This is a genomic window from Microbacterium sp. ZXX196 (genome assembly GCF_009709595.1).
Taxonomy (GTDB): domain Bacteria; phylum Actinomycetota; class Actinomycetes; order Actinomycetales; family Microbacteriaceae; genus Microbacterium; species Microbacterium excoecariae.
This window is the reverse complement of record NZ_WMEE01000016.1, coordinates 16986-43784: the sequence shown is the minus strand read 5'-3', so window position 1 is coordinate 43784 and position 26799 is coordinate 16986. Positions and strand designations below refer to the sequence as shown.

Annotated in this window: 23 protein-coding genes; 5 read left to right on the top strand and 18 right to left on the bottom strand. The window is 70.1% G+C overall.

Translation table 11 applies throughout. The annotated features are described in order from the left end of the window. Positions 1–141: 141 nt before the first annotated feature. The 10 genes from whiA to GJQ66_RS11220 all read right to left on the bottom strand — a co-directional run bounded on the left by whiA (position 142) and on the right by GJQ66_RS11220 (position 13816). Complete coding sequence (gene whiA / locus GJQ66_RS11265; protein ID WP_368732911.1) at positions 142–1122, bottom strand: DNA-binding protein WhiA; 981 nt, start codon at positions 1120–1122, stop codon at positions 142–144. 126 nt (positions 1123–1248) lie between these two features. Next, a complete protein-coding gene (gene rapZ, locus GJQ66_RS11260) occupies positions 1249–2127 on the bottom strand; it encodes an RNase adapter RapZ (protein ID WP_368732910.1) in 879 nt (292 codons plus the stop codon). 24 nt (positions 2128–2151) lie between these two features. Then, a complete protein-coding gene (gene uvrC, locus GJQ66_RS11255; protein ID WP_155049456.1) occupies positions 2152–4059 on the bottom strand; it encodes an excinuclease ABC subunit UvrC in 1908 nt (635 codons plus the stop codon). A 6-nt stretch (positions 4060–4065) separates the two neighbouring features. Beyond that, on the bottom strand, positions 4066–6975 hold the full coding sequence (uvrA, locus tag GJQ66_RS11250; RefSeq protein WP_368732909.1) for an excinuclease ABC subunit UvrA: 2910 nt from the start codon (positions 6973–6975) through the stop codon (positions 4066–4068). A 52-nt stretch (positions 6976–7027) separates the two neighbouring features. After that, complete coding sequence (uvrB, locus tag GJQ66_RS11245) at positions 7028–9112, bottom strand: excinuclease ABC subunit UvrB (RefSeq protein WP_155049455.1); 2085 nt, start codon at positions 9110–9112, stop codon at positions 7028–7030. Positions 9113–9174: 62 nt separating this feature from the next. Continuing rightward, positions 9175–9777: a dephospho-CoA kinase gene (gene coaE / locus GJQ66_RS11240; protein WP_155049454.1), complete on the bottom strand. Its 603-nt coding sequence runs from the start codon at positions 9775–9777 to the stop codon at positions 9175–9177. A 22-nt stretch (positions 9778–9799) separates the two neighbouring features. Continuing rightward, on the bottom strand, positions 9800–10507 hold the full coding sequence (locus GJQ66_RS11235) for a hypothetical protein (RefSeq protein ID WP_155049453.1): 708 nt from the start codon (positions 10505–10507) through the stop codon (positions 9800–9802). Between the two features lie 197 nt (positions 10508–10704). Then, complete coding sequence (locus GJQ66_RS11230) at positions 10705–11202, bottom strand: hypothetical protein (RefSeq protein ID WP_155049452.1); 498 nt, start codon at positions 11200–11202, stop codon at positions 10705–10707. Between the two features lie 136 nt (positions 11203–11338). Then, positions 11339–12796: a 30S ribosomal protein S1 gene (gene rpsA, locus GJQ66_RS11225; RefSeq protein ID WP_155049451.1), complete on the bottom strand. Its 1458-nt coding sequence runs from the start codon at positions 12794–12796 to the stop codon at positions 11339–11341. A 237-nt stretch (positions 12797–13033) separates the two neighbouring features. Then, positions 13034–13816: an SDR family oxidoreductase gene (locus tag GJQ66_RS11220; RefSeq protein WP_155049450.1), complete on the bottom strand. Its 783-nt coding sequence runs from the start codon at positions 13814–13816 to the stop codon at positions 13034–13036. A 137-nt stretch (positions 13817–13953) separates the two neighbouring features. Here GJQ66_RS11220 and GJQ66_RS11215 point away from each other — a divergent pair, with 137 nt between their 5' ends. Together GJQ66_RS11215 and GJQ66_RS11210 are read left to right on the top strand one after the other, a co-directional pair. Beyond that, positions 13954–14343, top strand: a complete 390-nt coding sequence (locus GJQ66_RS11215) for a DoxX family membrane protein (RefSeq protein WP_155049449.1) — start codon at positions 13954–13956, stop codon at positions 14341–14343. Positions 14344–14494: 151 nt separating this feature from the next. Then, entirely contained in the window at positions 14495–15643 is a 1149-nt protein-coding gene (locus GJQ66_RS11210) for an FxLYD domain-containing protein (protein ID WP_155049448.1), read from the top strand. Positions 15644–15673: 30 nt separating this feature from the next. On the opposite strand, the gene GJQ66_RS11205 is transcribed toward GJQ66_RS11210, so the two are convergent. The 7 genes from GJQ66_RS11205 to GJQ66_RS11175 all read right to left on the bottom strand — a co-directional run bounded on the left by GJQ66_RS11205 (position 15674) and on the right by GJQ66_RS11175 (position 23699). Further along, entirely contained in the window at positions 15674–16135 is a 462-nt protein-coding gene (locus tag GJQ66_RS11205) for a hypothetical protein (RefSeq protein WP_155049447.1), read from the bottom strand. Between the two features lie 165 nt (positions 16136–16300). Further along, positions 16301–17326: a ketol-acid reductoisomerase gene (ilvC, locus tag GJQ66_RS11200; RefSeq protein WP_368732908.1), complete on the bottom strand. Its 1026-nt coding sequence runs from the start codon at positions 17324–17326 to the stop codon at positions 16301–16303. A gap of 39 nt (positions 17327–17365) precedes the next feature. Further along, positions 17366–17872 (bottom strand): acetolactate synthase small subunit, encoded by a 507-nt coding sequence (gene ilvN, locus GJQ66_RS11195; RefSeq protein WP_155049446.1) that lies wholly within the window; start codon positions 17870–17872, stop codon positions 17366–17368. A gap of 5 nt (positions 17873–17877) precedes the next feature. Then, positions 17878–19680, bottom strand: coding sequence for an acetolactate synthase large subunit (locus GJQ66_RS11190; RefSeq protein ID WP_155049445.1), 1803 nt, complete (start codon positions 19678–19680; stop codon positions 17878–17880). Positions 19681–19725: 45 nt separating this feature from the next. Further along, positions 19726–21435 (bottom strand): dihydroxy-acid dehydratase, encoded by a 1710-nt coding sequence (gene ilvD / locus GJQ66_RS11185; protein WP_368732907.1) that lies wholly within the window; start codon positions 21433–21435, stop codon positions 19726–19728. A gap of 75 nt (positions 21436–21510) precedes the next feature. Beyond that, on the bottom strand, positions 21511–22278 hold the full coding sequence (otsB, locus tag GJQ66_RS11180) for a trehalose-phosphatase (RefSeq protein WP_368732906.1): 768 nt from the start codon (positions 22276–22278) through the stop codon (positions 21511–21513). After that, complete coding sequence (locus GJQ66_RS11175) at positions 22275–23699, bottom strand: trehalose-6-phosphate synthase (protein ID WP_155049444.1); 1425 nt, start codon at positions 23697–23699, stop codon at positions 22275–22277. The genes otsB and GJQ66_RS11175 overlap by 4 nt, the downstream gene beginning before the upstream one ends. 87 nt (positions 23700–23786) lie before the next feature. Here GJQ66_RS11175 and GJQ66_RS11170 point away from each other — a divergent pair, with 87 nt between their 5' ends. From GJQ66_RS11170 to GJQ66_RS11160, 3 genes are all read left to right on the top strand, one after another. Next, on the top strand, positions 23787–24026 hold the full coding sequence (locus GJQ66_RS11170; protein ID WP_155049443.1) for a hypothetical protein: 240 nt from the start codon (positions 23787–23789) through the stop codon (positions 24024–24026). A gap of 88 nt (positions 24027–24114) precedes the next feature. Then, complete coding sequence (locus tag GJQ66_RS11165; protein WP_368732905.1) at positions 24115–24564, top strand: MarR family winged helix-turn-helix transcriptional regulator; 450 nt, start codon at positions 24115–24117, stop codon at positions 24562–24564. Further along, positions 24561–25787 carry an MFS transporter gene (locus GJQ66_RS11160; RefSeq protein WP_155049441.1) on the top strand — a complete coding sequence of 409 codons (1227 nt, stop codon included), beginning with the start codon at positions 24561–24563 and terminating at the stop codon, positions 25785–25787. Before GJQ66_RS11165 ends, GJQ66_RS11160 begins: the two co-directional genes overlap by 4 nt. A gap of 5 nt (positions 25788–25792) precedes the next feature. Here the strand turns inward: GJQ66_RS11160 and GJQ66_RS11155 are convergent, their stop codons facing one another. Beyond that, positions 25793–26797, bottom strand: a complete 1005-nt coding sequence (locus tag GJQ66_RS11155) for a LacI family DNA-binding transcriptional regulator (RefSeq protein ID WP_368732904.1) — start codon at positions 26795–26797, stop codon at positions 25793–25795. Positions 26798–26799: the final 2 nt, after the last annotated feature.

The window sequence follows — 26799 nt, the reverse complement described above, 5'->3', positions numbered from 1 at the left end:
CCGAGCGGACAGTCATCATCCTAGTGACGGTGGCGCCGATGGTGGTCGGGCGCCGACATCTCGTTGCGACTCGCGCGAAAATGCGCGCGACCCCCGGGTGAGTCTGTCTCATCCGGGGGTCGCGCGCAAAGTCGGGCGGGATTACGCGGGCTCGCCCTGCGCCGGCACGGCCGACTCGGTGCCGGGGATGCCCTGGGCGACCGCGCGCTTGTCCGCCATGGCGAGCAGGCGGCGGATGCGGCCCGCGACGGCGTCCTTGGTGAGGGGCGGATCCGCGTGATGCCCGAGCTCGTCGAGGCTCGCGTCGCGGTGCGCCAGGCGCAGGTCGCCCGCCTGCTTGAGGTGCGCCGGCACGTCGTCCCCGAGGATCGCGAGCGCGCGCTCCACGCGCGCGCAGGCTGCCACGGCCGCCTGGGCGGAGCGGCGCAGGTTCGCGTCGTCGAAGTTCACGAGGCGGTTCACGCCCGCGCGCACCTCGCGACGCTGGCGCATCTCGTCCCAGGACTCCGCGGCCTTCTCCGCGCCCATGGCGAGGAGGATCCCGCGGATGGCCTCCGCGTCGCGCACGACGACGCGCGGCACCCCGCGCACCTCCCGCTGCTTGGCGGCGACGCCCAGGCGGTGCGCGGCGCCGACGAGCGCCATGCCGGCCTCGCCGGAGGGGCACTCGACGTCGAGCGAGGCGGAACGGCCGGGCTCGGAGAGGGAGCCGGACGCGAGGAACGCCCCGCGCCAGATGCCCGCGAGGTCGTCCGTGTTGCCCGTCGTGAGCCGGTTGGGGAGCCCGCGCACGGGGCGCCGGCGCATGTCGAGCAGGCCCGTCTGCCGGGCGAGGGTCTCGCCGCCGCGGACGACGCGCACCGCGAAGCGCTCGCCGTCGCGCGCGCCGGACGCCTGAATGTGGGCCAGCTCGGGGCGCACGCCGTAGATCTCGGCGATGTCGCGCGCCGTGCGCACGGCGAGGCGGCGATCATCGACCTCGGCCTCGACGGCCACGCGACCGGCGATCGACTTCAGGCCGCCGGCGAAGCGCAAAAGCGCGGTCGTCTCGGCCACACGCACGTTCGGGCGCGGGTCGCGCACGGCGATGAGTTCGGCCTTCACTTCGGCGGTCAGTGCCACGGGACTCCTCACATGAAAAGGCTGGGGGCTCCGTCGGGAGCGGTGCTTCAGCCTACCGGCCGGGGCCCGGATCCACCGTGGCCGAACTCTCAGCGGACGGCGCTATAACGGGGTCAGCGCACCCCGTCACTCGCGCCCGAGATCGCGGTGCCGCACGCGCACCTGCAACCCGGGGATCCGCTCCAGCAGCGCGGCTAGCGCGAGGGACATCGCCACGGAGCGGTGCTTCCCACCCGTGCACCCGATGGCGATCGTCGAGTGACTCTTGTTCTCGCGCTGATAGCCCTCGATGATCGGCGTCACCGCCTGGACGTACGCGTCGAGGAACTCCGTCGCGCCCTCCTGCGCCAGGACGTAGTCGCTGACCGCCTCGCTCTCGCCCGTGAGCGCGCGCAGGTCGTCGCGCCAAAAGGGGTTCGGAAGGAACCGCATGTCGGCGACGAGATCGGCGTCGGCGGGCAGGCCGTACTTGAACCCGAAGCTCAGGATCGTCGTGCGGTGGCGCGGGGCGCCCTCCTCCTCGAACAGCTCCGCCGTGCGCGACGCCAGCTGGTGGATGTTCAGCCCCGTCGTGTCCACGACGATGTCGCTGCCCTCGCGAATGCTCTGCAGCTGCCGCCGCTCCTCGCGGATCCCGTCGAGGATCGTGCCGGCGCTCTGCAGCGGGTGAGGGCGCCGCACCTGCTCGAACCGGCGCACGAGTGCATCGTCGCTCGCGTCGAGGAAGAGGATCCGCAGGTTGTTCGCGTCCCGGAGCTGCTGGGCCGTGGCGGGCAGCTCGGCGAGCAGGTCGCCGCCGCGGACGTCGACCACGGCGGCCACGCGCGGGAGCTCGGACCCGACCCGCCCCGCGAGTTCGAGCAACGGCCGCAGCATCTGCGGCGGCAGGTTGTCGACGACGTACCACCCGTGGTCCTCGAGCGCGTTGGCGGCCGTCGTCCGCCCGGCCCCGGACATGCCGGTGACGATGAGGACTTCTCCTCGGGCGCTCGGCTCCTCGCTCACGCCCCTCACACTATCGCGCGCGCCCTACCCCCGCGCCAGATGCGCGTGCACCGATTGCGCCAGCGTCGGCCCGATCCCCGGGAGCTCCTCGATCTGCTCCGTCGTCGCCTGACGCAGCGCCGCGACGGACCCGAAGTGGGTCAGGAGCGCCTTGATGCGCTGCTCCCCCAGCCCGGGCACCTCGCTGAGAACCGTGCGGATGTCGCGCTTGCGCCTCGCGCGCTGGTGTCGGATCGCGAACCGGTGCGCCTCGTCGCGCAGGCGCTGCACGAGGTAGAGCGCCTCGGACGAGCGGGGCAGGATGACGGGGTAGTCGTCGCCCGGGAGCCACAGCTCCTCGAGGCGCTTAGCGATGCCGGCGAGCGCGATCTCCGTGTGGCCCGACTCCTCGAGCGCGCGGCGCGCCGCCGCCACCTGAGGCTGGCCGCCGTCGACGAGGAGCAGCTGCGGTGGGTAGGCGAATCGCCGCCGCGTGCCGGTCTCGGTCACGACCCCCTCCTCCGCGCTCGTCGCGACGTCCGCGGCGTCCGGCACGACCTCCTCGGGCTCGTCGAGGTGAGCGAGGCGGCGGGTGAGGACCTGGTGCATGCTGTCCGTGTCGTCGGTCGTCGACGCGATGGAGAACGACCGGTACTGATCCTTGCGCGGGAGCCCGTCCTCGAACACGACCATCGAGCCGACGACGTTCGTGCCCTGCAGGTGCGAGATGTCGTAGCACTCGATCCGCAGCGGGGCCTCGGCCATCCCCAGCGCGCTCTGCAGGTCGGCGAGCGCCTGCGAGCGCGTCGCGTAGTCGCTCGTGCGCTGCGACTTGTGGCGCACGAGCGCCTGCTGCGCGTTGAGCGTCGCGTTGCGCATGAGCTCGGCGCGCTGGCCGCGCTGGGCGACCTGGATCTCGACCCGCGTGCCGCGCCGCTCGCTGAGGAACGCCTCGAGCTCGTCGTGGGCGGGCGGGAGCTCCGGGACGAGAACGCGGCGCGGGATGTCCGCGCGTTCGGCGTCGCCGTACGTGCGCTGGAGGATCTGGTCGACGAGCTCGCCGCCGCCGATGTCGAGCTCTTTGACGATCGTGTGCGACGCGACGCCGCGCACGCGTCCCTGGCGGATCACGAAGTGGTGCACGGCGGCGTCGAGCTCGTCCTCGGCGATGCCGAAGAGGTCGGCGTCCGCGTCCTCCGGGAGCACGAGCGCGCTCTTGGTGAGGACGGCGTCGAGCGACTCGAGCTGGTCCCGGTAGACGGCCGCCCGCTCGTAGTCCATGGCCGCCGCGGCCTCGCGCATGCGCGCCGAGATCTCGCGGGTGAAGCGCTTGTCCCCGCCCTGCAGGAAGGCCACGAAGTCGTCAACGATCGCCCGATGCTCCGCGACGGTCACGCGGCGCGAGCACGGCCCGCCGCACTTCCCGATCTGACCGGGAAAACAGGGCTTGCCGGTCTGCATCGCCCGCTTGTAGGAGGCGTCGCTGCAGGTGCGGATCGGGAACACCTTGAGCATGAGGTCGATCGTGTCGCGGACCGCCCACACCTTCGGGTACGGGCCGAAATACTTCGCCCCGCGGATCTTACGGTTGCGCGTGACCATGACCCGCGGCGCCTCGTCGGCCATCGTGATCGCCAGGAACGGGTATGACTTGTCGTCGCGGTACTTGACGTTGAACGGCGGGTCGTACTGCTTGATCCACTGGTACTCGAGCTGGAGCGAGTCGACGTCGGTCGGGACGACCGTCCACTCCACGCCCGAGGCGGTCGTGACCATGCGGCGGGTGCGCTCGTGCAGCGTGTGGAGCGGCGCGAAGTAGTTCGACAGGCGCTGCCGGAGGTTCTTCGCCTTGCCGACGTACAGCACGCGTCCGTCGGCGTCGTGGAAGCGGTACACCCCCGGGTTCGTCGGGATCTCTCCCGGGCCGGGCTTATAGGGAAGCGGCGACGTCATGTGCGCCTATCGGTCCGCGCGCTGGGCCTTCGCGGCGCTCGCACGCTGCGTCATCCCGAGGGTCTCCGCGAGGAAGGCGCCGGTGTGGCTGTCCGCGACGCGCGCGACCTGCTCGGGCGTGCCCGTCGCGACGATCGTGCCGCCGCCGGATCCGCCCTCGGGGCCGAGGTCGACGACCCAGTCCGCCGACTTGACGACGTCGAGGTTGTGCTCAATGACGACGACCGTGTTGCCCTTTTCGACGAGGCTATTCAGGACCTCGAGGAGCTTGCGCACGTCCTCGAAGTGCAGGCCGGTGGTCGGCTCGTCGAGCACGTAGACGCTGCGGCCCTTGCTGCGCTTCTGCAGCTCGGTCGCGAGCTTGACGCGCTGCGCCTCGCCCCCCGACAGGGTCGTCGCGGCCTGGCCGAGCCGCACGTATCCGAGCCCGACGTCGACGAGGGTCTTCATGTAGCGGTGGATCGCCTGGATCGGCTCGAAGAACTCGGCTGCCTCGGCGATCGACATCTCGAGCACCTCGGCGATGTTCTTGCCCTTGTAGTGCACCTGCAGCGTGTCGCGGTTGTAGCGCTTTCCGCCGCACACCTCGCAGTCGACGTACACGTCGGGGAGGAAGTTCATCTCGATCTTGAGCGTGCCGTCGCCCGAGCACGCCTCGCACCGGCCGCCCTTGACGTTGAAGCTGAACCGGCCGGCCTGGTACCCGCGCACCTTCGCCTCGGGGGTCTCCGCGAACAGCGTGCGGATCCGGTCGAACACCCCCGTGTAGGTCGCGGGGTTCGACCGCGGGGTGCGCCCGATGGGCGCCTGGTCGACGTGGATGACCTTGTCGAGGTGCTCCAGGCCCGTCACGCGCTTGTGCTTGCCGGGGACCGTCCGCGCTCCGTTGAGCTTCTGAGCGAGCACCTGGTAGAGGATGTCGTTGACGAGCGTGGACTTGCCGGATCCGCTCACGCCCGTGACCGCTGTGAAGACCCCGACGGGGAAGTCCGCGTCGACTCCCTGGAGGTTGTTGGCGTGGGCGCCGACGACGCGGATCATGCGCTTGCGATCGATGCGCCGCCGCTTCTTCGGCACGGCGATCTCGCGGCGGCCCGACAGGTAGTCGCCCGTGATCGAGCGTTCCTCGCCGAGCAGCTCCCGGTACGGCCCGGAGTGGATGACCTCGCCGCCGCCGACGCCCGCGCGCGGGCCAATGTCGACGACCCAGTCGCTCGACTCGATCGTCTCCTCGTCGTGCTCGACGACCACGAGCGTGTTTCCCAGGTCGCGGAGCGCTTCGAGCGTCTCGATGAGGCGGCGGTTGTCGCGCTGGTGCAGGCCGATCGACGGCTCGTCCAGCACGTAGAGCACGCCCGTCAGGCCCGTGCCGATCTGGGTGGCGAGCCGGATCCGCTGGGCCTCGCCGCCGGAGAGCGACCCCGCGGCGCGGCTGAGAGTGAGGTAGTTCAGCCCCACGCGGAGGAGGAACGCGAGCCGCACGCGAATCTCGCGCAGGACCTGGGCGGCGATCATCGCCTCGCGCTCCGTGAGCACGATCGACTCGACGAGCTCCATCGCGTCGTCGAGGCTCAGCTCCGCCGTCTCGGCGATGGAGCGGCCCGCGACCTTGACGGCCAGCACCTCGGGCTTGAGCCGCGCGCCGTGGCACACGGAGCACGGGATCTCGCGCAGGTAGTCGGCCCAGCGCGCGCGCTGGGTGTCGGACTCGGCCTGGGCGTACTGCCGCTCGATGTAGGGCACGACGCCCTCGAAGCCGCTCGCGTAGCGCACCTCGCGACCCCAGCGGTTCTTGTACTTCACGTTGACGCGGTAGTCCTGCCCGTAGAGGACGGCCTCCCGCACGGCCTTGGGCAGGGCGAGCCACGGGGTGTGTAACGAGAAGTTGAGGTCGTCGGCGAGGCCCTCGAGGAGGCGCTCGTAGTACTGGAAGAGCCCCTTACCCTGCGTCGTCCAGGGGACGATGACGCCATCGGCGATCGACAGCTCCTCGTCGGCGAGCATGAGGTCGACGTCGACCGACATCTTCGTGCCGAGGCCTGAGCAGGCGGGGCACGCACCGAACGGCGCGTTGAACGAGAAGGTGCGCGGCTCGATCTCGGTGAGCTGCAGGGCGTGCCCGTTCGGGCACGAGAGCTTCTCGCTGAAGGACTGCCAGGCGTCGTCGCCCTCCTCGTCGACGAAGTTGACCTGGATCACGCCGTCGGCGAGCCCGATCGCCGTCTCGACGGAGTCGGTCACGCGGCCGATCATGCCGTCGCCGCGGGCGACGAGGCGGTCGACAACGACGGAGATGTCGTGCTTGTAGGACTTCTTGAGCTTCGGCGGCTCGGCGAGCTGGATGAGCTCGCCGTCGACGATCGCGCGGGCGTAGCCCTTAGATCCGAGCTCGGCGAAGAGGTCGACGAACTCGCCCTTCTTCTGGTTCACGATCGGCGCGACCACCTGGTAGCGCGTGCCCTCGGGAAGCGCCACGAGCTGGTCGGCGATCTGTTGGACGGTCTGGCGCTCGATGCGGGCGTCGCAGACGGGGCAGTGCGCGATCCCGATCCGGGCCCACAGCAGGCGCATGTAGTCGTAGATCTCGGTGATCGTGCCGACCGTGGAGCGCGGGTTGCGGTTGGTGGACTTCTGGTCGATCGAGACGGCCGGGCTGAGGCCATCGATGGCGTCGACGTCGGGGCGATCGACCTGACCGAGGAACTGGCGCGCGTAGGCGCTCAGGGACTCGACGTACCGGCGCTGCCCCTCGGCGAAGATCGTGTCGAACGCGAGGCTCGACTTGCCGGACCCGGACAGGCCCGTGAACACGATCATCTTGTCGCGCGGAACCTCCAGGTCGACGTTCTGGAGGTTGTGCACGCGGGCGCCGCGCACGGTGATCTTCTGATCGGTGTCTACAGGAATGATCGGCACGTGAGAAATCCTAGTTCGAAACTATGTTCGTTCGGCACGGAAACGCCCAGGTTCAGGCGTGGCCCGCCTTGACCATCTGTCGCAGCTCGTACTTGAGGTCCTTGACCTCGTCGCGCAGCCGCGCCGCGAGCTCGAACTTGAGCTCCTCGGCCGCCGTGAGCATCTGCTGGGTGAGGTCGGCGATCGTCTGCTCGAGCTGATCAGCGCCCTCCGCGGCGAGCCCCTCATGCGTCGCGGGCGCCGGCGCCTTCCCGCGCCCGCCGTCCTTGACGCGCGGGTCGCGCCCCCGCTTCGCGAGGAGCTCGGCGGTATCGGCCTCCTCGCGCGCGAGGGCGTCGGTGATGTCCGCGATCCGCTTGCGCAGCGGCTGCGGGTCGATGCCGTGCTCCGCGTTGTAGGCGGTCTGGATCTCGCGGCGCCGGTTCGTCTCGTCGAGGGCCCGCTGCATCGAGTCGGTGACCTTGTCGGCGTACATGTGGACCTGTCCCGACACGTTGCGGGCGGCGCGGCCGATCGTCTGGATGAGCGAGGTCTCGCTGCGGAGGAAGCCCTCCTTATCGGCATCGAGGATCGCGACGAGCGAGACCTCGGGGAGGTCGAGCCCCTCGCGCAGGAGGTTGATGCCCACGAGCACGTCGTACACACCCTGGCGCAGCTCGGTGAGCAGCTCGACGCGGCGCAGCGTGTCGACATCGCTGTGCAGGTATCGCACGCGCACCCCGTGCTCGTCGAGGAAGTCGGTGAGCTCCTCGGCCATCTTCTTCGTGAGGGTCGTGACGAGAACACGCTCGTCGCGCTCCGCGCGGGCCCGGATCTCCTCGAGGAGGTCATCGATCTGCCCCTCGGAGGGCTTGATGACGATCTCCGGGTCGATCAGGCCAGTCGGGCGGATGATCTGCTCGACCACCCCGTCGGCGATCCCCATTTCGTACTTGCCCGGGGTCGCGGAGAGGTACACAGCCTGCCCGATCCGCTCCTTGAACTCGTCGAAGCGGAGGGGCCGGTTGTCGAGCGCGCTCGGGAGCCGGAAGCCGTGGTCGACGAGCGTGCGCTTGCGTGACGCGTCGCCCTCGTACATGGCCCCGATCTGCGGGACCGTGACGTGGGACTCGTCGATCACGATGACGAAGTCGTCCGGGAAGAAGTCGAGCAGGGTGTGCGGCGGCTCCCCCGCCTCGCGGCCGTCGAGGTGACGCGAGTAATTCTCGATGCCGGAGCAGAAGCCGATCTGCTGGAGCATCTCGATGTCGAAGGTCGTCCGCATCTTGAGGCGCTGCGCCTCGAGCAGCTTGCCCTGCCCCTCGAGCTCCGCGAGGCGCTCCTGCAGCTCGTCCTCGATCGTCGTGATGGCGCGCGCGACGGTGTCGGTGCCGGCCGCGTAGTGGGTCGCGGGGAAGACCGCCACCGCGTCCATCTTCTCGATGACCTCGCCCGTCAGCGGGTGCAGCCGCTGGATCGCCTCGATCTCGTCTCCGAACAGCTCGATCCGGATCGCGTACTCCTCGTACACGGGAATGATCTCGATCGTGTCGCCGCGCACCCGAAAGTTGCCGCGCGAGAAGTCCACGTCGTTGCGGTTGTACTGCATGCCAATGAACTGGCGGATCAGCGCGTCTCGGTCGTAGTGCTCCCCCACCTGCAGCGCGACGAGCGACCGCAGGTACTCCTCCGGTGATCCGAGGCCGTAGATGCAGGAGACCGTGCTCACGACGATGACGTCGCGCCTGCTGAGGAGCGAGTTCGTCGTCGAGTGCCGGAGCCGCTCGACCTCGGCGTTGATCGAGCTGTCCTTCTCAATGAAGGTGTCGGTCTGCGGGACGTACGCCTCGGGCTGGTAGTAGTCGTAGTACGACACGAAGTACTCGACCGCGTTGTGCGGCATGAGGTCGCGGAACTCGTTCGCGAGCTGCGCCGCCAGGGTCTTGTTGTGGGCGAGCACGAGCGTCGGTCGCTGGATCTGCTCGATGAGCCAGGCGGTCGTCGCCGACTTGCCGGTTCCGGTCGCGCCGAGGAGCACCACGTCGGTCTCGCCCGCGTTGATCCGCTGCGCGAGTTCGGCGATCGCGCGCGGCTGATCGCCCGAGGGCTGGTACTCGCTGACCACCTCGAAGGGCCGGACACTGCGCGTCGTCTGCATGATCCCAGGCTATGCCCGACCACCGACATCGGTTCGAGCGGGCGCCGATGCCCTGCTGCCTATCAGGCTGCGGGGGCGACGCGGTCCCACACGGCGTCGGCGCCACGGAGGGTGTCGGCCACGGATCCGCTCGTGTCGACGACGACGTCGGCGAGAGCGAGGCGCTCGGCGTCGGACGCCTGGCTGCGCACCCGCGCCTCGGCATCGGCGCGGTCCATGCCGCGGTCCGCGACGAGCCGCTCGACGCGCGTCGCCGCGGGCGCGTGGGCGACGACGATCAGGTCCCACTCGTCCGCCCCGCGGGCCTCGGCGAGCAGGGGCACGTCGTAGACGACGACGGCGCGCGGGTCCGTCTCGAGTGCGGCGCGGAACCGGCGCTGGGTCTCCTCGCGCACGGCGGGGTGGACGATGGCGTCCAGCTCGGCGCGGCGCACGTCGTCGTGGAAAACGATGCGGGCGAGCGCGGCGCGGTCGAGGGTCCCGTCTGGCGCGATCACGTCGTTCCCGAAGGCCTTCGCGATGTCGGCGAGCACGGTCTGGCCGGGGGTCTGCAGGTCGCGGACCACGCGGTCGGCGTCGATCACGACGGCACCGCGCTCGGCGAGCCGGCGCGCGATCGTCGATTTCCCCGACGCGATCCCGCCAGTGAGGGCGATGAGGGGCATGACTCGAGCCTAGCGATCCCCCTCACCCTACGGCCGCGCACCCCGGCCCCGCCGGGTTCTCCTCGCACGTGCGCGCGACGAGGAACGACTGCTTTTCGTACACGGTGACGTCCACGGCGGGCGCGTCGGACACGACGAACCCGGAGACCTCGTGCACGCCCCACGGCCCGAAGTCCACGCTCGCGGCGTAGGAGGTCGACACGCGCACCGGGTACGTCCCGCGGTCGGCGTACGCATGGCTCGTCGACGTGGGGGTCAGCTGCTCCTGCCCGAGCGCCTCCCAGGTCGCCGCGCTCGGTCCCGACTTCACGACCGTGCCGTCGCCGTAGTCCACCGTGAGGAGCTCGGGCGTGAACGTCACCTCAATCGGCAGGCCGAAGAGCTCGCCGCCGACGGTGTGCGCTTTCGGCGCGAACGCCACGTTCATCGGCGCGTCCGCGATCGCAATTCCGTAGGGCTCGATCACCGGTTCGCCGGCGCCCGGCGCGAACGAGGCGACGTCGCGCGCGGCCAGCGCGGGGATGACAGGCGCCTCGGGCTCGGGGTCCTCCGGGGCCCCGGGATCCGCCGGTTCTTCCTCCGCGGCCTCCGCGCACGCGGGGCCGAGGACGTCCTCCCCCGGCCCAAGGCAGTTCCAGCCCTCGATGAGCTCCGGCGATGGCGCGGGGGGCGCAGGAAGCCCGTCGCCTCCGCCCGTCTCGACGACCGGCACGGATCCGCCCGGCGCCACGCCGCCCCCACCGCTCCCGGTGTCGCCGCCCCCGCCTCCGCCTCCGGTCGCGATCTCGTCCCAGATGTCGAGGGAAGAGTCACCGCCTGCTCCACATGTGTTTGAGAACAATTCACCGCGCGTGCATTGCGACGTATGTGCGACCGTTCCCTGAACTCCACTATCCAAATACCCGAGCACTAAATATGCCGCAAGAATTAACATTCTGTACTCGCGATCTCAGCGAAACTCACAATCGAGAAATCGCCCTCAATAGTCGCGAACTCAACTTCCAGTGCATATCGTGGATTATCGCGTGCTCCCTGCTTTTCGCCGTCCTCAGTGACGAGGTATACACCACTGTCGTCATGACACACCGTCGCCAGGACCGCGATTGATTTACCAGCGCGATCGAACTGGATTGGCTGGAAGTTCACGATTTGCGATTCACCTTCGATCCGAATATTGCGTTCACTTATGTCGCGAATTGTCTGCTCTTCATCGGCGCGAAGGTCTGGCGCAAGGTAGTCCAGTGCATCTTCATTCTCCCCGTAAGGCAGACTCAACGAGTTGTATTCCCGATAAGTCTCCTCCGCCGCGGCGTAGGCCTCTTCCTCGGTCCACGCGGGCTCGGGCTCCGGCTCGGGCGCGCAACCGGCGAGCAGCACCAGGGACGCGGCGGCGCTCAGGGCGGCGATCACGACGGAAGAATGCATCCCCACACGCTACGAGGATCCGGCGGCGCGCGCAGAAGTTCTCCACAGGGGGCCGCCGCGGGAAGGGAGCCGGAAACGCGAGACGGGCCGGATCCCGAAGGATCCGGCCCGTCTCAGCTCAGAGCGCGATCAGCGATCAGTTGCCCGCGAGCTGCTCGCGCAGCGCGGCGAGAGCCTCGTCGTCGGCGAGGGCGCCGGCGCCGTTCGACTCCGTCGAGAAGCTGCTCGCGGCACCGGCCGGCGCAGCCTCCTCGGCGTTCGCCTCGGCCTCGATGGCCTTGGCGACCTGCTCCTTGTGCTGCTCCCAACGAGCCTGCGCCTGGGCGTACTCCTGCTCCCAGGCCTCGCGCGCCTCGTCGTAGCCCTCGAGCCACTGGTTCGTCTCCGGGTCGAAGCCCTCGGGGAACTTGTACTCGCCGTTCTCGTCGTACTCCGTGGTCATGCCGTAGAGCGACGGGTCGAACTCGGTGCCGTTCGGGTCAACCATGTCGTTGGCCTGCTTGAGCGACAGCGAGATGCGGCGGCGGTCCAGGTCCACGTCGATGACGCGGACGAAGAGCTCCTCGCCCACCGAGACGACCTGCTCGGCCATCTCGACGTGCTTGTGCGACAGCTCGGAGATGTGCACGAGGCCCTCGATGCCATCCGCGACACGCACGAACGCGCCGAACGGAACGAGCTTCGTGACCTTACCGGGCGTGATCTGACCGATCTGGTGCGTGCGGGCGAAGACCTGCCACGGGTCCTCCTGCGTCGCCTTGAGCGACAGCGAGACGCGCTCGCGGTCGAGGTCGACCTCGAGAACCTCGACGGTGACCTCCTGGCCCACCTCGACGACCTCGCTGGCGTGGTCGATGTGCTTCCAGGACAGCTCGGAGACGTGCACGAGGCCGTCCACGCCGCCCAGGTCGACGAACGCACCGAAGTTGACGATCGACGAGACCTGACCCTTGCGGACCTGGCCCTTGTGCAGGCCGTTGAGGAACTGCGCGCGGGTCGCCGACTGCGTCTCCTCGAGGAGGGCGCGACGCGAGAGCACCACGTTGTTGCGGTTCTTGTCGAGCTCGAGGATCTTCGCCTCGAGCTCCTGGCCGAGGTACGGCGTCAGGTCGCGCACGCGGCGCAGCTCGATGAGCGAGGCCGGGAGGAAGCCGCGGAGGCCGATGTCGAGGATGAGACCACCCTTGACGACCTCGATGACCGTGCCCTTGACGACACCGTCGTTCTCCTTGATCTGCTCCACGTCGCCCCAGGCGCGCTCGTACTGGGCGCGCTTCTTCGACAGGATCAGACGGCCTTCCTTGTCCTCCTTCTGGAGAACGAGGGCCTCGATGTGGTCGCCCACCTTGACGACATCGTCGGGGTTGACGTCGTGCTTGATGGACAGCTCGCGCGAGGGGATGACGCCCTCGGTCTTGTATCCGACGTCGAGCAGAACCTCGTCGCGGTCGATCTTGACGATCTCGCCGTCGATGATGTCGCCGTCGTTGAAGAACTTCAGAGTCTTCTCGACCGCGGCCAGGAAGTCCTCTGCAGAGCCGATGTCGTTGATCGCGACCTGCGTGGTGGCCGAGGCGGTCGTTGCGTTAGTCATGTAGTGGTTTGCCTTCAGGGGTTGTGATGATCGGGCCTCGTGTTCCGGCCGCCTCCCCGCAGGGACGCGACGTGGTCTGTGGAACCGGGGCGATGAATGGGATACACCGCGTCACACGGCAGTCTCACGCTCCGTACCGAGGGCACGAGGCATCGACGCGCGCACGCGTGACGCTCCAGGGTAGCACGACGGGGCCCGGATCCGCCGCGAGCGATTCCGGGCTCCGCGCAGTGCGCGTCAGTACTTCGCGGACTGTCCGCCGTCGATCGGCAGCACGGCCGCGTTGACGTAGCTCGAGTCGGCCGAGAGAAGGAACGCGACGACCGCCGCGATCTCGTGCGCCTCGCCGTAGCGCTTGGTCGGGTTCGCCTGGATGAACTGCTCCGCGGCGGCGCGGGGGTTGTCCGGGTCGATCTGCTTCATCGAGTTCTCGACCATGGGCGTCCAGATCGCGCCCGGCGCGATCGCGTTCACGCGGACACCGAACTGGCCGTACTCGACCGCCGAGTTGCGGGTCATGCCGACGACGCCGTGCTTCGCCGCCGCGTACCCCGACTGGTTGCCGACGCCGCGGATGCCGCCGACACTCGCGGTGTTCACGACGGATCCGCTGCCCTGCTCGTGCATGACGGCCAGCACCTTCTCGAGCCCGAGGAACGCCCCGGTGAGGTTGATGGAGATCACACGCTCGAACTCGGCGGCGGTGAAGTTCTCCGTCAGGTTCTGGCGCCCCTCAATGCCCGCGTTGTTGAAGAAGCCGTCAATGCGACCGAAGCGCTCCGTGGTCGCGGCGACGTACGCCTCGACGTCGGCCTCCTTCGACACGTCGGCCACGACGGTCAGCACCTCCGCGGTCGGCGCGGCATCCAGGACCGCCTGCTTCGAGGCCGCCAGCCCCTCCTCCGAGACGTCCACGAGCGCAAGCTTCGCGCCCTCGTCCGCCACGCGCACGGCGGTCGCGCGGCCCAGGCCGGAGCCGCCGCCCGTGATCAGAATGACCTGTCCTGCAAATCGGCTCATGACGAGCCTCCTTTCGTGATGCGGTGCGCATCCTCGCGCACAATTCGACACTAGTCGATCTAGAGCCTTCGGGCGCCGCCGGACGCCATCCGCACGGCTCCTCCCCCGCCCACCCGCGCGCAAACTAGGCTGACGCCATGACCAGCCCCGCACGCACACTCGGCCGCCTCGCCCTCGGATCCGCGCTCGCCTTCGCCGGCGTCGCGCACCTCACCTTCGCGCGGAAGGAATTCCAGGCGCAGGTGCCGGAGATCGTCCCGTCCTCGCCGGACACGACGGTCGTCGCGTCGGGCGTCGCCGAGGTCGCACTCGGCGCCGCGCTCCTCACCGCGCGCCGCCGGCGACGGGCCGTCGGGCGCGTGGCCGCGGTGTTCTTCGCCGCCGTCTTCCCCGGGAACATCTCGCAGTGGATCCATCGCCGCGACGGATTCGGGCTCGACACCGACGACCGCCGCTTTGCGCGGCTGTTCTTCCAGCCCGCGCTGATCGCCCTCGCCCTCTGGTCGACGTCGCGCCCCGCGCGCTGACGCCCCCGCGCGGGCGTATGGGGACATCTGCCCCTGATGCGACGGCGCGTGCGCCGATATGCTGAGGGCGCGGTCTGGCGCCGGGGGGAGGCACCCGCACAGCCGTCGCGCGGGGCGACCGCCTCGCAGGCCTTCGTCCCCGAGGAGCGACATGTCCGACATCCCCCCGCCGAACGGCGCCGGCCCGGCCCGTAACGAGCCGCCCGCGCAACCTGGGCCCGGCGACGCGCCCACCCCGCCGGCGCCCCCGCAGCCGCCCGTCTACGCGCCGCCGCCCGGCGCGGGTGCCCCCGCGGCGAATCCCGGCGCGGGCAGCCCCTACGGCTACCCCGCGGCGGGCTCCCCCGTCCCGCCCGCTGGCGGATCGCCCTACGCCCCGGCGCCGCCGAGCGGCGGAAAGGGGCGCGCGATCACGGCGCTCGTCCTGGCGATCGTCGGCGGCGTGATGTGTCTGATTCCGTTCGCAGTCTTCCTCGGGCTCCCGCTGGTGATCGTCGCGATCATCCTCGGCATCGTCACCGTCGCAAAGAAGTCCGCCGGCCGCGGCCAGGGGATCGCCGCGATCATTGTCGGCGGCGTCGCCTTCCTCGTCGGCCTTGTCATGGCGGCCCTGACCGCGTTCATCCTCGTGGGGTTCGCGTTCTACGAGGACGCCGGCTACACGTCCGACCCCTACGGCGGGTCCATCGTTGATGAGTACGTCGACGACCTCGCGGGCGAGGAGCGGGCGGCCCTTGAGAACCTCACCGTCGCGGAACAGGCCCTGTGGACCGCCCCGTACGACGACAGCGCGCAGGTGGTCGTCCTCATCGACAACCCCGACGACGTCGTGCTCCCGGGGGTGGATGTCACGATCGAAGCCGTCGGCGAGGACGGCACGATCCTCGACACGACGTGGGACTACGTCACGCTCACGCCCGGCACGTCGATCGCGTCGGGGTACTTCGCGGCGGCGACAGAGGACGAGATCGCCGACCTCAACGTCGTCTTCGATGGCTACGGGATAAGCAGCATTCCGAGCGACGAGTTCGGCGGCTTCGAGGTCGGCGAGCTGGAAGCAGAGACGGAGGACGGGTGGACCGTGGTCTCGGGCGCGGTGTCGAACCTCGACGATGTCGACGCGGAGGGCGTCGAGGTCGAGCTGCTGATTCGCGACGCCGACGGCGAGATTGCCGGCCTGGACTGGACGTACGTCGAGCGCATACCCGCCGAGGGCAGCGCGCGGTTCTCGATCGACCTGTACGACAGCGTGCCCGAGGGCGCCTCGTACGAGGCGTTCGTGCAGGCCCCCGCGTTCTGATCGCCCCGTCCGCGCCGCGGGGGCGATCCCTCACGCGGCGCGGGCGGATCCCTCCGAGTCGACCACCAACGCGACGCCCTCGTCCGACACCACGAGCTGCGCGCGCAGCGCCTCGGGATCGTCCGCGAACGCCCGCGTCATCTGCCGGATCCACGACCGATCCGCGAGCGTGAGGCGCGCGGGGCCCGGGCGCTCCCACGCGACCACGGCATAGGAGGCGGGCGTCTGACGCACGACGCGGGCGATGACCTGCCCCGTCAGCTCCGCCGCGGTGATGGCGCCGGAGGACGGCATGGCGGCGACGTCTGACGGGTCTGCCGCGCGGTCGTCCAGGGGGATGAGCACGCCGGTCGAGCGCATCCGCGCGTCGAGCAGGAGCAGCCAGACCCGCGCGACCGTCGCCGTGTCCAACAGGGAGGCGACGAGGCGCACGAGGTCATCATCGCGTGTGAGCGGGCGATCCTTGAGGGCGTCGATCTCGTTGTCGTTCATGCGCCCAGCCTCGCGTAGCGGCGGCCGGCGCGATCCCCCGCACGCCCCGATCGGGGACAACTCCCCCGCGTTTCGCCCTGGGGACGAGACAGACCGCACGCAGACCGGCCCCCGTCGGCCTCGCGTTGCGCGAGCCCGACGGGGGCCGGTCGATTCCCGCGCGGCTTAGCGCGCGGCGGTTCCCTCGACGTAGTCGTCGTCGCTGTTCTTCCAGGAGAACAGCGAGCGGAGCTGCTTGCCCGTCGTCTCGATCGGGTGCTGCTCCTCCTCGGCGCGGAGCTTCGTGAACTCCGGGGCACCGGCGTCCTGGTCGTCGATGAAGCGCTTCGCGAACGCGCCGGACTGGATGTCGGCGAGGACCGCCTTCATGTTGTCCTTGACGTGCTGGTCGACGACGCGGGGGCCGGAGACGTAATCGCCGTACTCCGCCGTGTCCGAGATGCTCCAGCGCTGCTTGGCGATGCCGCCCTCCCACATGAGGTCGACGATGAGCTTGAGCTCGTGGAGGACCTCGAAGTAGGCGATCTCCGGCTGGTAACCGGCCTCGGTGAGGGTCTCGAAGCCCGCCTGGACGAGGTGGCTCATGCCGCCGCAGAGGACCGCCTGCTCACCGAACAGGTCGGTCTCGGTCTCCTCCGTGAAGGTCGTCTTGATGACGCCGGCGCGCGTGCCGCCGATGCCCGCCGCGTACGAGAGCGCGAGGTCCCACGCGGATCCGGTCTCGTCCTTCTCGACGCCGATGATGTCGGGGATCCCGCGGCCCGCGGCGAACTCGCGGCGGACCGTGTGGCCCGGCGCCTTCGGCGCGATGAGGATGACGTCGACGCCCTCGGGCGCCTCGATGAGCCCGAAGCGGATGTTGAAGCCGTGCGCGAAGGCAATCGCCTTGCCGGGCGCGAGGTTCGGCTGGATGCCCTCGGCGTAGATCGCGCGCTGGTTCTGGTCCGGCGCGAGAATCATGATGACGTCGGCCCAGGTGGTCGCGTCCGCGACTGTCTTGACCGGGAAGCCGTCGTCCGACGCCTTCTGCGCCGACTTCGAGCCCTCGCGCAGCGCGACGGCGACCTCGACGCCCGAGTCGCGAAGGTTCTGCGCGTGGGCGTGGCCCTGCGAGCCGTAGCCGACGATCGCGACCTTCTTGGACTGGATGATCGACAGATCGGCGTCTGCGTCGTAGAGGATCTCTGCCACAGTGTGCTCCTTGCTTGGTGGTTCGGTGAGGAAACGGGGTTAGCGCAGGACGCGCTCGGAAATCGACTTCGGACCGCGGCCGAGCGCCAACAAGCCCGACTGCGAGATCTCCTTGATCCCGAAGGGCGTGATCGCGCGCTGGAACGCGTCGACCTTGCCCTGGTCGCCGGTGATCTCGATCACGAGCGAGTCGGGCGCGTAGTCGACGACGTTCGCGCGGAAGAGGTTCACGACCTCCAGGACGTTCGCGCGCGAGGAGTTGTCGGCGCGCACCTTGACCAGCATGTGCTGGCGCTGCACCGACGCCGCCGGATCCAGCTCGACGATCTTCACGACGTTGATGAGCTTGTTGAGCTGCTTCGTGACCTGCTCGAGCGGGAGGTCCTCCACGTCGACGACGACGGTGATCCGGGACAGCCCCGGCACCTCCGTCACGCCGACGGCGAGGGAATGGATGTTGAAGCCGCGGCGGGCGAACAGCCCCGCCACGCGCGTCAACAGGCCCGGGGTGTCCTCGACGAGGAGGCTCAGAACGTGCTTCGACATGGCGCTCAGATCTCCTCACCGAACGCGGGAGAGTGTTCCCGGGCGTACTGGACGTAGCTGTTGCTGACGCCCTGCGGCACCATCGGCCACACCATGGCGTCGCTCGAGACGACGAAGTCGATGACGACGGGCCGGTCGTTGGTCTCGAGGGCGAGCCGGATCGCGTCGTCGATCTCCTCCTCCGTCTCCACGCGGATCGCGAGGCACCCGTAGGCGTCGGCGAGCTTCACGAAGTCGGGGATCCGGCGCGTGTCGTGGCCCGTGTTCAGGTCGGTGTGCGAGTAGCGCCCGTCGTAGAACAGCGTCTGCCACTGGCGCACCATGCCGAGCGACGAGTTATTGATGATGGCGACCTTGATGGGGATGTTATTGAGGACGCAGGTGGCGAGCTCCTGGTTCGTCATCTGGAAGCAGCCGTCGCCGTCGATCGCCCACACGGGGCGGTCCGGCTCGCCGACCTTCGCGCCCATGGCCGCGGGCACCGAGAAGCCCATCGTGCCCGCGCCGCCCGAGTTGATCCACGAGTTCGGCCGCTCGTAGCGGATGAACTGCGCCGACCACATCTGGTGCTGGCCGACGCCCGCAACGAAGACGCCCTCGGGGCCCGTGAGCTCGCCGATGCGCTGAATGATGTGCTGGGGGGCGAGCAGGCCGTCCGTGGGCGGCGTGTAGCCGAGCGGATACTGGTCCTGCAGGCCGCGCAGGTACTGCCACCAGCCCGCGAAGTCGGGGCGGTCGCCGGCGGTCGTCGACCGGTACGCCGTGTCGAGGTCGACGAGGACGTCCTTCACGTCGCCCACGATGGGCACCTCGGCATGGCGGATCTTCCCGATCTCGGCCGGGTCGACGTCGACGTGGACGACCTTCGCGTTCGGCGCGAACAGCGCGGCCTTGCCCGTCACGCGGTCGTCGAACCGCGCCCCGAGGGCGACGATCACGTCGGCCTCCTGGAGCGCAAGCACCGCGGGCACCGTGCCGTGCATGCCGGGCATGCCCAGGTGCTGGTCGTGCGAGTCCGGGAACGCCCCGCGCGCCATGAGCGTCGTGACGATCGGCGCGCCGGTCGTCTCGGCGAAGGTGCGCAGCTGCTCGGACGCGCGGGCGCGAATCACGCCGCCGCCCACGTACAGGACGGGCTTGGCCGATTCCGCGATCATCGCGGCCGCCGCCTGGATCTGCTTGCCGTGCGCCTTCGTCACCGGGCGGTAGCCCGGAAGGTCGAACTTCGGCGGCCAGATGAAGGGCACCTCGGCCTGCTGCGCGTCCTTCGTGATGTCCACGAGCACGGGCCCGGGGCGCCCCGTGCTCGCGATCTCGAAGGCCTGCGCGATCGCGCGCGGGATGTCGGCGGCGTCCTTCACGAGGAAGGAGTGCTTCGTGATCGGCATCGTGATACCGACGATGTCCGCCTCCTGGAAGGCGTCCGTCCCCATGAGCGTCGAGAACACCTGACCGGTGATCGCGACGAGCGGCACCGAGTCCATGTAGGCGTCGGCGATCGCCGTGACGAGGTTCGTCGCACCGGGGCCCGACGTCGCGATCGCGACACCCACGCGACCGGTCGCGGCGGCGTAGCCCTCCGCGGCGTGGCCGGCTCCCTGCTCGTGGCGCACGAGGATGTGGTTGAGCGACTCCGCGTTCATGAGCGCGTCGTACGCCGGAAGGATCGCGCCGCCCGGAAGGCCGAAGACGTCGTCGACGCCAAGCAGCTCGAGCGAGCGGACGACGGCCGCAGCGCCCGTCATGACGGGCGCGTGCGAGCTGGTCGCGGGGGGACGCGGGAAGGCGGTCGTGGGATCTGCGGGCATAGTGATTCCCTGATCAGTTGGGGACGACGTGGGCGAGGACGCGGATCAGCCGGTGACGGCGCCGACGGCGGCGGAACCGACGAGCTTGGCGTACTTCGCAAGAACGCCGCGGGTGTAGCGCGGGGGAAGCGGCTCCCAGCCAGAGCGGCGGGAGGCGAGCTCAGCCTCGTCGACGAGTAGGTCGAGAGTGCGAGCGGCGACATCGACCCGGATCAGATCGCCATCGCGCACGAATGCGATCGGACCTGCGTCCACCGCCTCGGGTGCAATGTGGCCGATGCACAGGCCGGTTGTGCCGCCGGAGAATCGACCGTCCGTCAACAGTAGTACATCCTTGCCGAGGCCGGCGCCCTTGATGGCCGCCGTGATCGCGAGCATCTCGCGCATCCCGGGGCCGCCCTTCGGGCCCTCGTAGCGGATCACGACGACGTCGCCCGCCTGGATCTCGCCGTTCGTGAGCGCGTCCATGGCGGCGCGCTCCCGCTCGAACACCCGCGCGGGGCCCTCGAACACCTCGGCGTCGAAGCCGGCCGTCTTCACGACCGCGCCCTCGGGGGCGAGCGAGCCGTCGAGGATCGTCAACCCGCCCGTCGCGTGGATGGGGTTGTCGAGCTCGCGCACGACCGTGCCGTCGAGCGGCTCGGGGTCGAGATCCGCGAGGTTCTCCGCGAGCGTCTTGCCCGTGACGGTCAGCGCGTCACCGTGCAGGAGCCCCGCGTCGAGCAGCGCCTTCATGACGACCGGCATGCCGCCGGCGCGGTCGAAGTCCTGCGCGACGAACTGCCCGAACGGCTTCACGTCGGCGAGGTGCGGCGAGCGCTCCCCGATCCGCCGGAAGTCATCGAGCGTCAGGTCGACGCCTGCCTCCCGCGCGATCGCGAGGAGGTGGAGGACGGCGTTGGTGGATCCGCCGAGGACCATCGCGACCGTCACGGCGTTCTCGAACGCCTTCTTCGTGAGGATGTCGCCCGTCGTGATGCCCTTGCGCAGCATCTCGACGACGGCCTCGCCCGACCTGTGCGCGTACATGTCGCGGCGCCGATCCGCGCTCAGCGGCGTCGACGAGCCCGGCAGGCTCATCCCCAGCGCCTCGGCGACGCACGCCATCGTGTTCGCCGTGTACATCCCGCCGCAGGCGCCCTCGCCCGGCGCGAAGCCGCACTCGATCTTCTTGAGGTCGGATTCGCTCATCTGACCGGCCTTGCACGCGCCGACGGCCTCGAACGAGTCGATGATCGTGATCGTGCGCTCGGTGCCGTCGTCCATCTTGACCCAGCCCGGGGCGATGGATCCGGCGTACAGGAAGACGCTGGCGAGGTTCAGGCGCGCCGCGGCCATCAGCATGCCGGGGAGCGACTTGTCGCAGCCCGCGAGGAGCACCGTGCCGTCGAGGCGCTCGCCCATGACGACGGTCTCGACGCTGTCGGCGATGACCTCGCGGCTCACGAGCGAGAAGTGCATGCCCTCGTGGCCCATGGAGATGCCGTCGGAGACGGAGATCGTGCCGAACTGCAGCGGGTAGCCGCCGCCGGCGTGGACGCCCTCCTTGGAGCCCTGCGCGAGCCGGTCAAGGGAGAGGTTGCAGGGGGTGATCTCGTTCCAGCTCGACGCGATGCCGATCTGGGGCTTCTCCCAGTCGTCGTCGCCCATGCCCACCGCGCGCAGCATTCCGCGCGACGTCGTGGCCTCGATGCCGTCGGTCACCACGCGACTGCGCGGCTTGATGTCGATTCCCGCACTAACGTTGTCACTCACGCACGCAGTCTATTCCCAGATTCGCGCGCCCCCGAACGGCTTGCCGTTCTGCCCGCGGAGACGCGAGCGAAGCAATCAGGATGCGCGATGCTGCGCGAGGCGCGTGAGCACGGCGGCGAGCTCCGGCGTGTCGCCGACGCGGACGCGCGCGGCGGTCTCGCCGTCGCCCACGCGGATCCCCAGGTCGCCGTCTTCGAGCGAGCGCAGCGCGTCCTCGTCGGTGACGTCGTCGCCCGCGAACACCACGGCCGAGGCGCCCGTTTCGCGCCGCAGCTCGGCGATCGCGACGTCCTTGCCCTCGTGGCGGTCGGCGAACTCGACGACGTGTTTCCCCGTGCGCCGGCGCCAGCCCGGCGCCTCGCGTTCCATGAGCTCGTCGACCGCGGCCTGCGCCCGGGCCTCGCCCGCCGGATCCGCGAGGCGCGTGTGCAGGGCGAATCCGAACGCCTTGTTCTCGATCCACGCCCCGTCGATCCCGGTGACCGCCCGCTCCGCATCGTCAGCGAGGCGCGCGGATCCGCCCGCGGCCGCGCCCTCGCCGGGCGCGGCGTCTTCCTGCCCCGGGCGCCACCGCTCCGCCCCGTGGGAGCCGACCAGCCAGATCGGCGAGTCGTCGCGGTGCTCGGCGATGACGCGCAGGTCGGCGAGCGTGCGGCCCGACACGAGCGCGACCGTCGTGCCGGGGGTGTCCGCGAGCGCGGCCACCGCGCGGGCGGCGTCGGGGGTCGCGCGCGCCGACATCGGTTCGTCGACGAGCGGCGCAAGCGTGCCGTCAAAGTCGAGTGCAACAAGGAGCCGCGGCGCGGACCCCAGCCGCGCGAGCGTCTCGTCGAGGTCGCTCACGCGCCCTCCCCGTCCGCGCGCCGCCGCCGCAGCTCGTCGATGTCGGCGAGGAACGTGCGCCCCCACTTCTCGACGTCGTTGTCGAGCACCTTGCGCCGCATGGTCTTCATCCGCCGGGCCTGTTCCGCGACGGGCATCTCCAGGGCGCGCATCATCGTCTCCTTCATGCCCTCGATGTCGTGGGGATTCACGAGCAGCGCGCTCCCCAGCTCGTCGGCCGCGCCGGCGAACTCGCTGAGCACCAGGACGCCCGTGTTGTCAGCGCGCACGGCCACGTACTCTTTCGCGACCAGGTTCATGCCGTCGCGCAACGCCGTCACGAGCATGACGTCGGCCGCGAGGTACAGCGCCACCATCTCCTCGCGCGGGTAGCCCTGGTGGAGGTACCGGATCGCCGTGTTCTCCACGGTGGAATAGTCGCCGTTGATGCGCGCGACCGTCATCTCGATCTCGTCGCGCAGGTCCTGGTACGCCTCGACACCGGGCCGGCTGGGGCTCGCGACCTGGACGAGCGTCGCGTCGTGTCCCGAGATGTCGCCGTCGGCGAGCAGCTCGCCATAGGCCTTGAGCCGGTGGCGGATCCCCTTCGTATAGTCGAGGCGATCGACGCCCAGCATGAGCTTCGCGGATCCCACCTGCTCGCGAATCGCCTGGGCGCGCGCGATGATGTCGGGCCGCCGCGCGAGCTCCAGGAAATGCTCCGCGTCGATCGAGATGGGGTACGGCTTCGCGATGACGAGCCGCGACCCGTCGCCGTCCGGCACCTGCACCGTGTCACCCTTCGTGGGATGGTTCAACAGGCGCCGGATCGATCGCTGGAAGTTGCCCGCGTCCGCGACGCGCTGGAAGCCGACGACGTCGGCCCCGAGGAGCCCCTGGAGGACCTGCGCGCGCCAGGGCAGCTGCGCGAACAACGCGTATGCGGGGAACGGAATGTGGTGGAAGTAGCCGATGGTTACATCCGAGCGGAGGGCGCGCACCATCTGCGGCACGAGCTGCAGCTGGTAGTCCTGGACCCAGACGAAGCCGCCCTCGGCGACCACCTCGGCCGCCGCGGCGGCGAACCGGCGGTTGACGGTCACATACGCGTCCCACCACGACCGCTTAAATTCCGGTGCGGCGATGACGTCGTGGTAGAGCGGCCAGATCGTGCCGTTCGAGAAGCCCTCGTAGTAGTCCCGCAGGTGTTCGGTACTCAGGGGCACCGGGACCAGGAGGTTCCCGTCGAACTCGAACGGCTCGACGTCGAGGTCGGCCTTCCCTCCCCACCCGACCCACGCGCCGTCGAGGTTCTGCATCACCTGCTCGAGGGCCGTGACGAGGCCGCCGGGCGAGCGGCGCCACACCGGCTCGCCGTCCGGCCCCTCCACGCGGTCGACGGGAAGGCGATTGGCGACGACGACGAGATCTGCGCGAGACATGGCACTCCTTGGTGTCGTCGCCAGCCTAGTGATCCGACGAGCTGCGGGGCAATGACGGATCCGCGCACGACCGGGTAGCGTGGGGCCATGCGCAAATACCTGCTCGGCACGGGAATCATCGGCGCCGTCTCGACCGGCTGGTCGCTCCTCCGGGGCGCGACCCATCAGGAGTTCACCTGGCGCGTGGCGCTCTCATGGGCCGGATGGGCCATCTCCATGGCGCTGTCGATCGGCATGATCCGCGACATCCGGCGCGCGTCGCAGGGGCAGCCGATCCCCGCGGACTCGCCGATCGCGGGGCGCGAGTCGAAGTACCGCCGCAGCTAGCGCGGCGACCGAGGGCGACGGGCGACCGTCGCCCTGCTCTTCGATCGAATACATCACATAGTTATATAACGGTGTAATATAGCTGGACGTGACTGCATCCGACGATCTCGAGGCCATCATCGTCGCGGCACACGCGCTCACCCGCATCGCCGCCCTCGATACCCGTAACGAGGCGCCGTCCGCGCAGTGGCGCACGCTCGCGATCCTGCGCGAGCACGGCGCCCTCCGCATCGGGGACCTCGCCCGCCTGAGCCGCATCACCCAGCCGGGCGCGACGCGACTCGTGCGGACGATGACCGAGGCAGGACTCGTCGAGCGCGCCGCGGACGCCGACGACTCGCGCGCCGTGCGGGTCGCGGCCACCGCCGCGGGCGACGAGGCCTACCTCGCCTGGCGGCGCCAGCTCACGGGCGCCCTGCTCCCCCGCTTCGCCGACCTCGACGACGGCGACTGGGACGCCCTGCGGCGCACGGCGCGGCTGTTGACCGACCGCGTCGCATCCCCCCACCCCTCGACCCCGAAGGAGATCGCGCCATGAGCCAGGCCGCACCCTCGTCCCTCTGGAAGCAGCCGCGAGCCGTCTGGGCGGTCGCGTTCGCGAGCGTCGTCGCGTTCATGGGAATCGGCCTCGTGGATCCGATTCTGCCCGCGATCGCCGAGGCGCTGGTCGCCTCCGAGACCGAGACGGAGCTGCTGTTCACGAGCTACCTCGTCATCACCGGCGCGATGATGCTGTTCACGAGCTTCGTGTCCAGCCGCATCGGAGCCAAGAGGACTCTCCTCGCGGGCCTCGCGATCATCCTGGTCTTCTCGCTGCTCTGCGCGCTGAGCGGATCCGTCGACGCCGTGATCGGATTCCGCGCGGGCTGGGGGCTTGGCAACGCGCTGTTCATCTCCACGGCGCTCGCGACGATCGTGGGAAGCGCCGCGGGCGGCAGCGCCGGCGCCATCATGCTCTACGAGGCCTCGCTCGGCCTCGGGCTCGCGATCGGGCCGCTCGCGGGCGGTCTCCTCGGCAGCGTCTCGTGGCGCGCTCCCTTCTTCGGCGTGACGGTGCTCATGGCCATCGCGTTCATCGCGGTGATCGTCCTGCTCGAAGCCCCCGCCACGCGCCCGCAGCCGGTCCGGTTCACCGCGTCGCTGCGCGCCCTCGGCCGCCCCGCGCTCGGGCTGCTCGCGGCCGCGGCCGTGTTCTACAACATGGCTTTCTTCGTCCTGCTGGCCTACTCGCCGTTCCCGCTCGGGTTCGACGCGCTCGGCATCGGCCTGACCTTCTTCGGCTGGGGCGTCGGCCTCGCCGTCACGTCGATCTGGGGCGCCCCCGCGCTCCTGCGCCTCGTGAAGCGCTCGACGGCGATCGTCATCGTCATGCCGCTGATCGCGGCGGACCTCCTCGTCGCCGGGCTCGTGGCCGCGCACCCCGGCGCGCTCGTCGCGTGCATCGTCGCGGGCGGGCTCCTGTTCGGGTTCATGAACACGATCCTCACGGAGACCGTCATGGAGGCCACCGACCTGCCGCGGCCGATCGCGTCGGGCGCCTACTCGGGCGTGCGCTTCCTGGGCGGCGCGGTCGCCCCGCCCGTCGCGACGCTCCTCGCACACCACTTCGGGGACGTGGCCCCGTACCTCTTCGGCACCATCGCGGCCCTCGTCACCGCCGCCATCGTGTTCGCCGGACGCCCCCTCCTCCGGGTCGCCGACGGTCGCCGGGTCGACGCGGAGGACGAGGCGCTGGCGGTCACCGAGGGCGACGCCGCTTAGGCGGATCAGCCGGACGCCGACTCGCGCTCGATGACGCGAAAATCGGCGAGTAGCTCCCGCGGGGCGGCGTCCGGATCCGCGATCCGCTCGATGAGGGCGTCGACGGCGCGCTCCGCGATCCACGCGCGCCCCGGGTCAACCGTCGTGAGCGTGGGGATCGAGTACGCGGCCTCGTCGATGTCGTCGAATCCCACCACGGCGACGTCCGCGGGCACCTCGAGCCCGGCCTCATCGAGCGCGCGCAGCGCCCCGAACGCGAGGGTGTCGTTGAGCGCGAACAGGGCGTCGAACCGCGCGCCGCTCGCGAGTAGGCGCCGCGTCGCGTGGAGGCCGTCGACGCGGTGCCACTCCCCCGCGGGCGCGATGAGTGCCTCGTCGACCGCGAGTCCGCGGCCCTCGAGCGCCTCGCGATAGCCCCGCAGTCGCAGGCCCGCGGATCCGATGACCTCGCCCTCGTGCGCGCCCACGAGCGCGATGCGGCGTCGCCCGCTGTCCAGGAGAAAGTCGGTGGCGGCGCGCGCCGCCTCCACGTTATGCATCGTCACGTGATCGGCCGGCCCGCCGAAGATCCGCTCGCCGAGGAGGACGAGCGGATAGTCGACGGCGAGGGCCCCCGCGTCGTCCTGCCCCATCTCCAGCGGACTGAAGATGAGCCCGTCGGTCATCTTCACGCGCGCGGCCCCGAGAAGCGCCAGCTCGCGCTCGCGCGTGCCCCCGGTCTGCTCAACCTGCACGGCGAGGCCCCGCCGCTCGGCGGCCGCGATGACGGCGGCCGCGAGCTCGGCGAAGTAACTCAGCGCGAGATCGGGCAGCGCCAGGCCGATGACGCCCGTGCGTCCGGACCGGAGATTCCGCGCCGTCTGGTTCGGCGTGTACCCGAGCGCCGCAATCGCGCGCTCAACCCGATCGCGCGTGTCCGGGCGGATGTGGGGGTAGTCGTGGATCACGTTCGAGACCGTCTTGATCGATACGCCGGCCTCGCGCGCGACGTCCTTCAGCGTCGCGGGCACGG